Annotated in this window: 11 protein-coding genes and 1 rRNA gene; 10 read left to right on the top strand and 2 right to left on the bottom strand. The window is 40.1% G+C overall.

The features are described 5' to 3' along the window. Positions 1-969: 969 nt before the first annotated feature. From FCR06_RS25970 to FCR06_RS25925, 10 genes are all read left to right on the top strand, one after another. A complete protein-coding gene (locus FCR06_RS25970) occupies positions 970-2,244 on the top strand; it encodes a DHH family phosphoesterase (RefSeq protein ID WP_138504896.1) in 1,275 nt (424 codons plus the stop codon). A gap of 433 nt (positions 2,245-2,677) precedes the next feature. Further along, positions 2,678-3,172, top strand: coding sequence for a phosphohistidine phosphatase SixA (sixA, locus tag FCR06_RS25965; protein WP_138504894.1), 495 nt, complete (start codon positions 2,678-2,680; stop codon positions 3,170-3,172). Between the two features lie 108 nt (positions 3,173-3,280). Continuing rightward, the gene (locus FCR06_RS25960; RefSeq protein WP_138504892.1) at positions 3,281-4,417 is read left to right on the top strand and encodes a citrate synthase; all 1,137 of its coding nucleotides are present in this window, start codon (positions 3,281-3,283) and stop codon (positions 4,415-4,417) included. A gap of 372 nt (positions 4,418-4,789) precedes the next feature. After that, a complete protein-coding gene (gene nuoH, locus FCR06_RS25955; RefSeq protein ID WP_138504890.1) occupies positions 4,790-5,908 on the top strand; it encodes an NADH-quinone oxidoreductase subunit NuoH in 1,119 nt (372 codons plus the stop codon). Between the two features lie 117 nt (positions 5,909-6,025). Continuing rightward, positions 6,026-6,610: an NAD(P)H-quinone oxidoreductase subunit I gene (gene ndhI / locus FCR06_RS25950; RefSeq protein ID WP_138504888.1), complete on the top strand. Its 585-nt coding sequence runs from the start codon at positions 6,026-6,028 to the stop codon at positions 6,608-6,610. A gap of 264 nt (positions 6,611-6,874) precedes the next feature. Further along, a complete protein-coding gene (locus FCR06_RS25945) occupies positions 6,875-7,486 on the top strand; it encodes an NADH-quinone oxidoreductase subunit J (protein ID WP_138504886.1) in 612 nt (203 codons plus the stop codon). Between the two features lie 60 nt (positions 7,487-7,546). Continuing rightward, positions 7,547-7,852, top strand: coding sequence for an NADH-quinone oxidoreductase subunit NuoK (nuoK, locus tag FCR06_RS25940; protein ID WP_006199065.1), 306 nt, complete (start codon positions 7,547-7,549; stop codon positions 7,850-7,852). 6 nt (positions 7,853-7,858) lie between these two features. Beyond that, positions 7,859-8,779, top strand: coding sequence for an NAD(+) kinase (locus FCR06_RS25935; protein WP_138504884.1), 921 nt, complete (start codon positions 7,859-7,861; stop codon positions 8,777-8,779). Between the two features lie 458 nt (positions 8,780-9,237). Next, entirely contained in the window at positions 9,238-10,026 is a 789-nt protein-coding gene (locus FCR06_RS25930; protein WP_138504882.1) for a GNAT family N-acetyltransferase, read from the top strand. A 746-nt stretch (positions 10,027-10,772) separates the two neighbouring features. Continuing rightward, positions 10,773-12,434, top strand: a complete 1,662-nt coding sequence (locus tag FCR06_RS25925) for a glycosyltransferase family 39 protein (protein WP_138504880.1) — start codon at positions 10,773-10,775, stop codon at positions 12,432-12,434. Between the two features lie 393 nt (positions 12,435-12,827). Here the strand turns inward: FCR06_RS25925 and FCR06_RS25920 are convergent, their stop codons facing one another. Both FCR06_RS25920 and rrf read right to left on the bottom strand, forming a co-directional pair. Beyond that, positions 12,828-13,022, bottom strand: coding sequence for a hypothetical protein (locus tag FCR06_RS25920; RefSeq protein WP_138504878.1), 195 nt, complete (start codon positions 13,020-13,022; stop codon positions 12,828-12,830). Between the two features lie 611 nt (positions 13,023-13,633). Further along, positions 13,634-13,751: ribosomal RNA gene (gene rrf / locus FCR06_RS25915) — 5S ribosomal RNA — on the bottom strand. Between the last annotated feature and the right edge of the window lie 112 nt (positions 13,752-13,863).

Below are 13,863 nucleotides of genomic sequence, written 5' to 3'. Positions count from 1 at the left end.
TGTTGGTTAATTTTAGAATCAGCCTAAAGTCGATTTAGTAGACATTTGGCTTCAATAAATTGTGTGTTCCCTAAGGCTAGTCCGCTGATACTGAGGTCTCTTGTTTAGCACAAGCAAAGCCGTAAGACACATTAGTTGCATAACCCAAAAACCTACAATTCTTGGAGCGCAGACATCTTAACTGCTGATTATATCGAACTTTGATGTGGAGCAACTTACTCTAGCAGTTTGATGAAATCCAGGCAAAAAAGACAACAATTTTTTACCATACCTGATAAAAATGGCAAATAACTGGGCGCGGTGGTAGCGAATCGATTGCCAAAGTCCTCTACCATACCTTGAGATTATTAACTATGGGGATGAGAGACGAGGCAAAGCACGCAAGCGCCAGAGTGCACAAGGGGACAGGAAAACGCGATCGGATGAGGAAGTCTGTAGAGGGGTGGGAAGCTTTTTTAATCATCTTCCCACACTCCCTGTTTGGTTCATACTCAATGGCTTTTACACAAAATACAAAACATGCCGTGTTCGTTAAAGATATAGTTATTGATTGCTCAATAGTCAAAATAATGAGACTATTAAGCATAAGATGATTTTAAATATCAAAAACTAACTCTTAAGTATTAGATGGAAAGTATACCTTAAGTAAGATAAATTTTAAATGTCGGTTATCAACTTTGAATAAAAATCTCTTGAGTTCAATTTACAGAAAACAAAAAAGCTCATAAAAGACATTTATGCTACTAGATACAGTCAGATATACAAAACTTCCTTTTTTCTAGCACTTATATGCGTTCTAGTAAAATTTAATTGATTACTAAGCACTGTCACTGAGAAAAAATATACTTAGATATAGAGTGCTATGTTTTAATATTTTTGCGAAGATCGAAATAATGTGCCTAAATTCAGTGAATCGCTAATTGTAGCGTTGCTGAATTCATGGAGCCTCGCAGTTGAAAAAAGTTCCCTATGTATTTAAATTCTCCCGTTAATGAGTTTGAGAGTTTGTCATTGACCACAGAGCCAAACCCAGAGGAATCTGAAATAGATAAAGACACAGTGGAAGTTGCACTTAAGAGTCCATCATTACAGCCATCGCCAGGTGAAGGAGCCATCTATCTCGGTCAGCGTGGTAATTCCCTAGCACAACAAAAGTCAGAAGAACTGCAAAAAACTCTGCTAGCGCACCGACACGATCGCCAACTAGTAATTTTGCAAGATTTTCCTGACCCAGACGCTCTTTCTTGTGCCTGGACTTATCAATTAATTGCCCAGCAATACGACATCAAGTGTGAAATCATTTATGCTGGCGCTTTAAGTCATCAAGAAAATATTGCCTTGGTTAGACTGACTAATTTACCGATCCAACGCTGGACGCAGCAAACTTTGAAAAGTAAGGATTTGTCATCTTATCAAGGTTTTGTACTCATCGATAACCAGGGAACGACTTCGCAGCTACTCTGTGCAGTGCAGGAGGCTGGAATTCCCTTAGTGGCGCTCATCGACCATCACAGTATACAAGGCGATCTGCATTCAGAGTTTGAGGATATCCGTCCTTATGTACGAGCAACGGCAACAATTTTTACTCAATATTTGCAAACAGGATTATTAGCATTAGATAGCAGCATCAATCAACACGTCAAATGTGCTACTGCTTTAATGCATGGCTTGCGATCGGATACAAATCGCTTGATGCAAGCGCAAGAAGAAGACTTTATGGCAGCTGCATATTTAAGCCGATTTTATGACGCGCAACTGCTGAATGCCATTTTACAGGCGAATCGTTCCAAGCGGGTGATGGATGTGATCGAGCGATCACTCAAAAACCGCATCGTCCAAAATAACTTTTCCATTGCTGGTGTCGGTTATCTCCGCTACGACGACCGCGACGCCATCCCCCAAGCAGCTGATTTTCTCGTCACCGAAGAAAACGTGCATACTGCTGTAGTTTACGGCATTGTTCACGATGAAGACGAAGAATTAGAAATAGTCATTGGTTCCTTGAGAACTACCAAACTTACCCTTGACCCCGATGAATTCATTAAAGAAGCCTTTGGGCAAGATAGCACAGGGCGCTTTTTTGGTGGTGGAAGGACAAGCGCTGGCGGCTTTGAAATCCCAATGGGTTTCTTATCTGGTAGTAACGAAAATTCCGCCTATGCGAAAATGAAATGGGAAGTATTTGACACTCAAATTAAGCAAAAGCTACTCAGGTTAGTTAATCCCAGAGATAACCCGATTTAGTCCGAGTAGCGATCAGGAAAATTGGGAGAACTCCTAAATCATGTAGCAGTTGAAGTGTGTTTGGTTACCTAGCATTCCTTCCCGACTTTGAATCAAAGTCGGGAATTTAATTTTTATTAATTGATTAGCAATGTAATTCGTGCCTAATGTTTAGTAATTTGGTACAAATATTAACTTATACCTATCTATTTATTTCTCCAAAAGGAGGGGTATATACTATCTATCAAAGAGCCTGACGAGAGCCAATGATGGAAACAGGTTTATCAGAAGAAAATTTTGCGATCGCTCGTCCACTTTCTGTTAATGAAATTTTCAGCTTAGACTTTTATCCTAACCTTGACGAATAACTGTAATTGAATAAATAAAATTTTTATTATACAAAATAAAAGAATTAGAGTAACGTAGCATAGGCTACACCAATAAAATTTAAAGTATGGAACTATATTTAATTCGTCATGGGATCGCCCAAGATAAAGATTTAGGCATTAAGGATGAGGAGCGCAGCCTGACCACAGAAGGAAGGCAAAAAACTCAGAAAGTTGCCGAAAAACTTGTTAAATTAGGTTTAAACTTTGATTTGATTCTCACCAGCCCGTTAGTGCGTGCCCGTCAAACGGCACAAATCCTCATAGCAGAAAAACTAAGCTCCCAGTTAGAGGAATCTAGCTACCTCACCCACGATGGTCAAATTTCTGGTTGGCTCAAAGACTGGTTAGAGCCAAGAAATTATTCCCAAAATACCCAACTGGCCTTGGTTGGACACGAACCTGATTTAACCAATTGGGCAGAAATTCTCTTATGGGGAGAGGTTAAAGCAAGCTTAGTCTTGAAAAAAGCAGGTATGATTGGGATAAAACTACCAGAAAATGGTTCTCCTCTGGGTCGTAGTCAGATGTTTTGGTTGACACCACCCAAGTACTTGCTATAACAGTTTTTCAACATTTTTGATTGTTGTTAGGACGGCTACTGTTATGTCAACAAGAAATTTCTGGTAAGTTAGCTCCATCGAACATTTCAAAAAGTCAATGGTGTTGCCATGATGGTGTGCGAATACAAGCCTGGTCTAGAAGGCATTCCCGCCGCCCAATCGAGTATCAGTTATGTTGATGGGCAAAAGGGAATACTAGAATATCGTGGCATCCGGATTGAGGAACTAGCAGAAAAAAGTACATTCCTAGAAACTGCTTATCTCTTAATCTGGGGTGAACTGCCCAGTAAACAACAACTGGAAGCATTTGAACATGAAGTTCGTCACCACAGGCGAATAAAATACCGCATTCGGGACATGATGAAATGCTTTCCAGAAAGCGGTCATCCAATGGATGCCCTGCAAGCCTCTGCTGCTGCTTTGGGCTTGTTTTATTCGCTCCGGGACTTACATAATCCTGCCTACATTCGAGATTCGGTAGTGCGCTTGATAGCAACCATTCCCACGATGGTAGCGGCGTTTCAACTGATGCGAAAAGGTAACGACCCCGTGCGTCCTCGTGATGACTTAGACTACTCTGCCAATTTTCTATACATGCTCAATGAGCAAGAACCCGATCCTTTGGCAGCGCGAATTTTTGATATCTGCTTGATACTTCAGGTCGAGCATACAATGAATGCTTCTACCTTCAGTGCTAGGGTGACAGCTTCTACTTTGACCGATCCTTATGCTGTAGTTGCTAGTGCGGTGGGAACTTTAGGAGGGCCGCTGCATGGTGGAGCCAATGAAGAAGTAATTCAAATGTTGGAAGAAATTGGCTCTGTGGAAAATGTACGTCCTTACGTGGAGGATCGTCTGCAACGTAAAGCGAAGATTATGGGCTGTGGGCATCGTGTCTACAAAGTAAAAGACCCACGAGCTACAATTTTACAAAGCCTAGCAGAACAACTATTTGAGAAGTTTGGGCATGACAAGTTCTATGACATTGCCCTAGAGGTGGAACGTGTGGTAGAGGAAAAACTCGGTAGCAAAGGGATTTTTCCCAATGTTGACTTTTATTCTGGCTTGGTGTATAGGAAAATGGGAATTCCTACAGACTTGTTTACACCAATATTTGCGATCGCCCGCGTTGCTGGTTGGCTAGCTCACTGGAAAGAACAACTAGCAGAAAACCGGATTTTCCGTCCTACCCAGATTTACAACGGCGCTCACGAAGTTTCTTATCTGCCCATTGACCAACGTTAAGGGGCATGGGGCAAACAGGGAGTGTGGGAGGTGTGGGAGGATGGAGAACAAATCTTGCCCCCTTTCTCCCCTTTCTCCCCACACTCCCCCATCTCTCCTTTCCCCCCCACACTCCCCACACTTCCCTATCTCCTCATCCCCGCGTCCCCCACTCCCTCAACTCAATAGCCAATCTCAATGCCAACCATAAGTAGAAGTTCTCATCTCGCTTCAGGGTGGTAAAACCATCCAAGGATATACTAGGCATGGGAATTGGCAACAAATCTTCAATCACACATCATCTAGGCAAAAATTATTAATGAGTGAATTTACAGATATTAATTAAGTAATATTTGTAACTCACAATAACTCATGTCTTAAAGAGCATCAAACATGAATTCAGGAATTGACCTCCAAGGAACTTTCATTGAATCCCTCACAGATTTGGGTGTGCCAGCAGGAACAGCCAAAGCAATTTGGCTACCATTGCCAATGGTACTGATGCTAATTGGGGCAACAGTGGGGGTATTAGTAGCTACCTGGCTAGAACGAAAAATTTCTGCTGCTGCACAGCAACGAATTGGGCCAGAATACCAAGGGCCTTTTGGATTACTAGTGCCTGTAGCAGATGGTCTGAAGCTGGTATTTAAAGAAGATATCGTGCCAGCGAATTCTGACCCTTGGTTGTTTACCCTTGGGCCAATTATTGTTGTGATTCCGGTATTTCTCTCGTTCCTGATTGTGCCTTTTGGGCAGAACATCGTAATTAGCAATGTGGGCATGGGCGTCTTTTTATGGATTGCTTTGTCAAGCATTCAACCCATTGGTTTGTTGATGGCTGGCTACGCATCTAATAACAAATACTCCCTTTTAGGGGGCTTGCGGGCAGCAGCGCAATCTATTAGTTATGAAATTCCATTGGCGCTGGCAGTATTAGCGATCGCTATGATGTCTAATAGCCTCAGTACCATTGACATTGTTAATCAACAATCTGGCTACGGCATCCTGGGCTGGAACATTTGGCGTCAACCAGTCGGTTTCCTGATTTTTTGGATAGCTGCCCTAGCTGAGTGCGAAAGATTGCCCTTTGACTTACCTGAAGCGGAAGAAGAACTCGTAGCAGGCTATCAGACTGAATATGCAGGCATGAAATTTGGCCTGTTTTACCTGGGTTCTTACGTTAACCTAATACTTTCTGCCCTATTAGTAGCAATTCTCTACTTGGGCGGTTGGGACTTTCCCATTCCCCTTAACCTCATAGCTAGTTGGCTGGGAATCAGTGAAGCCGATCCCGTGTTGCAGATAGTAACTGCTGCTTTGGGTATCACCATGACTGTGTTTAAAGCCTATTTACTAGTGTTTATCGCTATTTTGTTACGCTGGACACTACCACGGGTACGGATTGATCAATTGTTAGATTTAGGATGGAAGTTTTTGTTGCCAGTTGGTTTGGTTAATCTCCTATTAACCGCCGCCTTGAAACTAGCCTTTCCTTTCGCCTTTGGCGGTTAGTCATTACTCATTAGTCATTGGTCATTGGTCATTACTCATTTGGTTTGGACAAAGGACAAATGACTAAGGACAAAAGACAAATAACGCTGATAGCTTAAACACAGAGAGTGAAACACGATGCTAAAGTTTCTAAAACAAGTTGGTGATTATACCAAAGAAACAATACAAGCTGCGCGTTACATTGGTCAGGGACTTTCTGTTACCTTCGACCACATGCGCCGGCGTCCGATTACCGTACAGTACCCTTACGAGAAACTGATTCCTGGCGAACGGTTTCGCGGTAGAATTCACTTTGAGTTTGATAAGTGCATCGCCTGCGAAGTCTGTGTTCGCGTTTGTCCGATAAATCTGCCTGTAGTAGATTGGGAATTCGACAAAGCCAGCAAAAAGAAAAAACTCAACCACTACAGCATTGACTTTGGAGTTTGTATCTTTTGCGGTAATTGTGTGGAATTTTGCCCGACTAACTGTCTATCCATGACAGAAGAGTATGAACTTTCCACTTATGATCGCCATGAATTGAACTATGACAACGTAGCGCTAGGTCGTCTGCCCTATAAGGTAACAAATGACCCAATGGTAACACCACTACGCGAACTAGTTTACCTACCCAAAGGCGTCCTCGAACCCCACGGATTGCCTGCGGATGCACCACCTGCGGGTGTACGTCCACAAGACTTGGCTGAACAAACTCAAAAATAAATATCATTTGTCCTCTCTTACAAAGTTGAGGCAGTCCGTTGGCGGGGTTCCCCCGCTTGAAGGAACTGCCATCTGTTCGGAGGAAACCTCCGCTCAACGCCACTTGCTTTCCGACACAGGGCGCTGAGGTAGCAGTGGCTCAACTTTGCGCTTTGCTATTTGTCATTTGTCCTTTGTTATTAAGCAAATGACTAATGACCAATGACAATTGACTGAGGACAATTGACCAATGAACCAATGACAATTGACTGAGGACAAAAAACAGTGAATCTAGCGGAAGGAGTACAGTTAGTATCCCTTGGCTTACTGGGTGTAATGATGATTGGGGCAGCTCTTGGTGTGGTGCTGTCCTCCAGTATCGTCTATTCTGCCTTTATGCTAGGGGGCGTGTTCATTAGCATTGCAGGAATCTACCTGTTGCTCAATGGTGATTTTGTTGCAGCTGCACAAGTGCTAATTTACGTTGGGGCGGTTAACGTACTAATTTTGTTTGCCATTATGTTGGTGAACAAACGGCAGAATTTTGTGCCATTTCCCAACTCTTGGGTGCGGAAGGCACTAACGGCTGTAGTTAGTCTCGGATTGTTTGGGCTTTTGAGTACGATGGTGCTGGCGACTCCTTGGGCCTACTCAACTGGAGCTGTGGCTACTCAAGGTTCTATAGTTCTGATTGGTGAGCATTTCTTCAGTGACTTTTTACTACCTTTTGAACTAGCTTCGATTTTGCTGCTGATGGCGATGGTAGGAGCGATAATTTTGGCACGTCGCGAGTATTTGCCAGACCAAGTTACATCGTCTGACCTACCACAAACCGTTTTGACTTTGCCAGAACGCCCCAGAGAACTGGTATCAAGCAGCAGCGAAACAAAAGAGTAAAATTTGCGACTTTAGTCACAAATAAAAAGCCCTGTTTTTTCAGAAGGAATACTCAAATTCATGCAACTCCAGTACTTTTTATTGTTAGCAGCAGCTTTATTCTGTATCGGTATCTACGGTTTAATTACCAGCCGCAACGCGGTGCGGGTGCTGATGTCGATTGAGTTGTTGCTCAATGCTGTTAATCTGAATTTAATGGCATTTTCCAACTTCCTCGACTCAACATTAATTAAGGGTCAGGTTTTCACCGTGTTTGTGATTACTGTGGCCGCAGCCGAAGCGGCGGTGGGTTTAGCGATCGTGCTTGCCATTTATCGCAACCGCGATACCGTCGATATGGAGCAGTTTAATCTCCTGAAGTGGTAACTGTGCGTGCAACTCAAGCAGGTAATTATTGCTTATAAGGCGCGGGATGCCCGGAGTAAAGAATGGGCAGAAATCTGTGCTAAACAACTCGAAAATCGCCAGTGCCATGTGTTGATGGGGCCTAGCGGGCCGAAAGACAACCCTTATCCAGTCTTTTTGGCCTCGGCGAGTCAACCAATCGATCTCGCTTTGGTACTCGGCGGTGATGGTACTGTTTTAACAGGTGCCAGACATTTAGCCCCAGCGGGCATCCCAATTCTGGGAGTGAATGTGGGAGGTCATCTGGGGTTTTTAACTGAGTCAGTGGATGAATTTCAAGATACCGAGAAAGTTTGGGACCGACTGTTTGAGGATCGCTATGCTATCCAACGGCGGATGATGTTACAAGCTGCGGTATATGAGGGTCATGGGTCTAATTTGCAGCCAGTCAGTGAGCGTTACCTCGCTTTGAACGAATTTTGTGTCAAACCGGCTTCTGCTGACCGAATGATTACCTCGATTCTAGAAATGGAAATCGATGGTGAGGTAGTCGATCAATACGTCGGGGACGGGTTAATTATTTCCACTCCCACAGGTTCCACAGGTTACACTGTTTCCGCTAATGGACCAATTATGCACGATGGGATGGAGGCGATCACCGTCACTCCGATTTGTGCAATGAGTCTTTCTAGTCGCCCCCTGGTTTTACCTCCTGGTTCTGTAGTAAGTATTTGGCCTTTAGGGGATTATGATTTGAGTACCAAGTTGTGGACAGATGGAGTGTTGGGGACTTCGATTTGGCCTGGACACCGGGTTGATGTGCGGATGGCGGATTGTCGAGCTAAATTTATTATTTTGCGCGAGAACAATTCTTACTACCAAACTTTGCGGGAGAAGTTGCTGTGGGCAGGTACAAGGGTTCATTACAGCAATAATCACCGTAGTTGATAAAGTATTTGAGAGCGCTTTTGTTATAAGTAGCGATCGCTACGCCTAATTCAGGCATCATAATCAAAATTATCCCAGCCCTTAGATTCTTTTAGGGGCTTGTTTTCTTAATTGTAACTTTTTCAGTGAGCCTATTTAATTAACTTAACTTACTGCTACAGATACATGCGTAAAATTGTACAACGGTAAACCCTATGTCAAAATTTTTAGAAATAGTATTACTTGCATTTATACTCTATATCAAAGGAAAATTTTGTATCTTATTGCCAGATTTTTTTGGCATTAATATCCATAATAAAAACAATCTACCTCTAATCCCAGAGAGCAAAAAATTTCTCTAAAGGATTTTTTATCGAAAACTGTCCCAATCACACTTCAACGCATTAATTTCATAATGCGATATAGCATAACGCTTAAATCTTAGTAGGATATTTTCGCAAATTTAAGTAGGAAGACAGATGGAAGTTTCTCGCTACAATATTAATTACCTACTGAATCCTTCTGTTGAAGATTTTCCTGTCCTTCAAACTAAAAAATATATCCTACGGCTAGCCTCAACTGAAGAAGAATTAAAATCAATTTTTCGATTGCGTTTTGAAGTTTTTAATCTAGAACTAGGGTTGGGATTATCTACTTCTAACGTTATTGAGATGGATAGAGATAAGTTTGATGAGGTTTGCCATCATTTGATTCTCATCTGCAAACAGACGGGTAAAACCATCGGAACTTATCGAATGCAAACCTATAAAATGGCTTCTCAAAGATTAGGCTTTGATGCTGCCGATATATTTAATCTTAATGCAATTCCCGATTCTGTGCTTCAAGCATCAGTGGAAGTTGGACGTGCATGTATAGCTAAAGAATACCGAAATAGTCAAGCACTTTTATTACTCTGGGAAGGGCTAGCAAATTATCTTATATGGAGTAAAAACCAATATTTCTTTGGTTGTGTATCATTATTAACGCAATCTCCTTGGCAAGCTAGTTGCGTTTATGATTATTTTCAGCAGAATGGCTTGATGCATCCGAGTATTTTAGTCTATCCAAATTCACAATCTTGTCTAGATTTGCCTCAAAATTATCAGAATTCATCTAATATAGAGATTCCAAAAATTTTGCAGGCATACTTGAATATTGGAGCTAAAATATGTAGCTTTCCAGCCATTGATAGACAGTTTAAGACGATTGATTTTTTAACTATATCTAATACCAAAGATTTTGGCAGATTGGGTTATCAAATTTTGTAAAAATTATATTTTATTTTCTAGTTGATTTATCATCTTATTTTAGGAGAGAGGCTATAAAACCCCATTTCCTTATGGTAAGGGGTTAGGTTATCAGGCTTTTAGTGTTTCATACAATACTTTTTAAATATCCTCTTAGCGATACTCAGTCGTGGCTATACAAACTAAAAAATAAATATTTATTCAAGTAAGTTTTGCCGTATTTGATACAACCTTAGCTAATTCTTTTTGCAGTTAATAAAGAAGAGGTTTTTATTGGCAATCTGGCAAATCAAATGACTTTCTATGACGTTGGTGATATCTGACAAACAACTGTGCTTGAGAGCGAGTTCAATAAGCCTCTTTGCCTTCAGCTTTCCTCTTTTAGTGAGATACTGCTGTCATTCAGGCATGTTACCCCTCACACCACGATTGATTTTTTCGGATTAAATCTAGCATATTCCAAAGGTTATTTCATGAGAAAATGAGAGATATACAAAATGAGGGGTGTGACCCCCTATTCTCTAGCTGTATCCTACCACGAGAGGATTTTTAGTCTTTCCCTTAGAAGAGGAGAGGTTTGAAGAAGCAAAAGTTTGAGTGGAGGTTTCATTTATGAAAGCTTTTTAAGAGAGAAATCAAATCGCCTTCCTCGAACTCTCATTAGTTGATGTTGATGTCTCAGCAATATCTATGATGGGCTACCCTTGGACACCTCATCCAGCCAAGCAAACTGGATCGTTTTAGATAAATTTTTGGGAAAATTACTTATGCGCCATCTCAAATCAGCACCGAGTTGGTTGCGATTTTTAATTGTTTTCTTGTTGACGATAGCTATATTGTTTCGCTTTTTTAACCTTGATGGTAAGGTTTATTGGCGTGATGAAACTTATAGCTCATTGCGGATTTCTGGTTACACAATAACTGAAGTAAAAGAACAACTTTTTAATAATCGTGTTATTGCCAAAGAAAGTTTTGCTAAATTTCAAGGTGCAAATACAGAAAAAAACTTAAATGATACCATTATGTCTCTGGCAAGAGAAGATTCTCTGCATCCACCGTTGTATTATATAATCGCCAGATTGTGGTTGGAAATCTTTGGTAATTCAGTTACAGCCATTAGAAGTTTATCTGCCTTCATTAGCTTGCTAGTTTTTCCCTGTGTTTATCGACTATGCCGAGAATTATTTAATGTACCGCTATCGTTTGGTAGTGTAGCGATCGCACTCATGACTATCTCTCCAATTCATCTAATCTATGCCCAAGAAGCACAAGAATATATTCTCTGGTTAGTCACTATTTTACTATCTAGCGCTTCACTCTTGCGAGCAATAGAGTTAGAATCACAAGATAAAGATGAACTAACGAAAAAACAACACCCAGATATTTTTGCTGCCTGGAGTGTTTATGCAATAATTTTGGCGATTAGTCTTTATACATTTCTTTGGAGTGGATTTGTAGCTCTTGCTCACGGGATTTATGTGATTGGCATAGCTAAATTCCAGTTAACTGAAACAGTGAGAAATTATCTCTTCGCATCACTCGTAGGTCTGTTAGCTTTTATGCCTTGGATAATAGTTGCGCTCGGAGAGTTTTTCCAATTTCTGATTTCTGGTGAGACAGTCACAATACAGTCATCTTTGATGCCGATGATTCCATTTCTGCTGATGCAGTTAAGCCGAATTTTTTTTGATATAAATTTGAGCTTAGAAAATCCTTGGAGCTATTTAATTGCATTAATTTTTTTAATTTTGGTAGGATATGCAATTTATTTCCTTTGTGTTACTAGTAGTTACAAAGTCTGGTTGTTTATTATTACATTGATTGTAGTGCCAGCACTGCCTATAATACTACAAGATTTAAGTGCTGGGAGAATACGATATTTTATTGAACCATATTTAATACCCTCTTATTTAGGAATCCAATTAGCTGTTGCTTATTTACTATCTATGCAACTAGAGAATGAGAATGCGTTACGTCGAACCATTTGGCACACAATCATGATGTTGGTGATTATTTGTGGTTTGATTTCTTCTAAGGTGAATTCCCAAGCAGAAACTTGGTGGAATAAGGGGATGAATTATAACAATTTACAATTTGCGCAACTTATTAATCAGAGTATTAGCCCACTTGTGATTAGTAATTCTTTAGACACTAATTATGAAAATGTTTTTTCTCTGAGCTATCGATTGGAACCAAAAGTGCGATTTTTGTTGGTAAATACTCAAAAAATCCCAAAATTTTCTAACGAGTTTGCTGATGTATTTTTATTCAATCCTTCAAACAATTGGCGCGAAGTGATAGAAAAAAAGTATCACTTCAAGACAGATATTATTTATGGTGATAATTATTATGTTTGGAAATTAACTAAACCTGGTAATTTACACCGAAGTGATATGCCACTTAATCATAAATTGTCTGCTAATTTATAAATTGGTAAGTAGCTCAACCTAATTAAATGTGAAATATTATTAAGAGCAAAACGCAGTGAAGCGTACGTTTACTGTCATGATGAGAATTTTACTTCATTGCGAATTTCTGGATATACAGTAAATGAAGTAAAACAGCAAATCTTTCCCCACAAGACTTTCAGGAAATTTAGATATGCAATACTAGATTTGAAACAGCTTAGCCGTTGGGGACCTTATAGCTAAAAATACCCGTTTTCTCAGATAAAATGCGATCGCCCCCTTATACCCCCCGTTTAGTATAAAAAAATAGTGGAGCCTTGCGGCTGTTACGCTGCATCTCCACTCTCAACTTACTGGATTAGATTCATTAAAAAGTGCCACAAAATAATTAATAGTTGGGAAGATTTAAATTAATTACCGTGACTCAGTTCCTTGATTTGGGCTACCTTGTACAGTATCATTTTCTGGTGCTTCTGGCGTTGCAGTAGTTTTAGCATCACTTTTTTCGGGATCGCCAGTTTTGCGGGTACTTTCATCAATGGTAGTTTGGTACCCACCAGAAGCAGCGGGGGTAGTATCTTCATTACTAGGTTTTTGTTGTTCAGACATTATTAGATTCCTAATTATTTACTCTTATTCTTATTATAAGAAGGTAACGGTGTGAGTTTATCTATCTACAATATAGTTATGGTTGATTTTTCCCTCTATCAAAAGTATTATTTAATAATAATTAAATATAGTTATTATTAATATTTATAAATATATAATTAGTAAAATTAAGAAAGGCACTATTTATAAAGTAAAAATTTAAAAATGCTTTGATGTTTAAGTAAGATACTTTTGAAATTGCTGAATTGATAGTTGACATAAAATGACAAGTGATTTAAGCATGACCGACTCAAGAATCTCCGTTTGATACTTCTGATACTTCAACAGTTTGTGCTATTCAATTTAATTTAACCTTGGCTAACTTGGCTAAAAGTTTTTATACTTCCTAAGTTATCTAAAGAATTTTTTCACGTATAAATAATTGTCAATAATTTTACTCGTTCAATTTTTCAAAACTTCAATATTCCCTATTTATATTTTTCGTCCAGTAATTCGGCTATTAAAGATGAATAGACCCAGTAAATAAACGTAAATAAAGTAAGCAATACTATCCAAACAAATTAAACCCTCTAGCTGTTATGTTTTGCTAGAGGGTTTGAGTTGAAATATGAACCTGGCATCGAGCTATTTTCACGTAGGGCAACCCCTAAACTATCGTTGCCGCAACAGCGTTTCACCTCTGAGTTCGGGAAGGGTTCAGTGTGGTTCCACCGCGCAATAGACACCAGGAAAAATTTAGTTTTTCAACAAAACCATGAAGACTGCAAGAAATGCGAAATTATGCCGAATTTAGAGGTCAAGCCCTCGGTCTATTAGCACGGCTCGGCTACATGACATGCAT

The organism is Nostoc sp. PA-18-2419 (assembly GCF_005869855.1).
Lineage (GTDB): Bacteria > Cyanobacteriota > Cyanobacteriia > Cyanobacteriales > Nostocaceae > Nostoc.
Note: the sequence above shows the minus strand (reverse complement) of the source record. Positions and strands in the feature narration are given on the sequence as shown.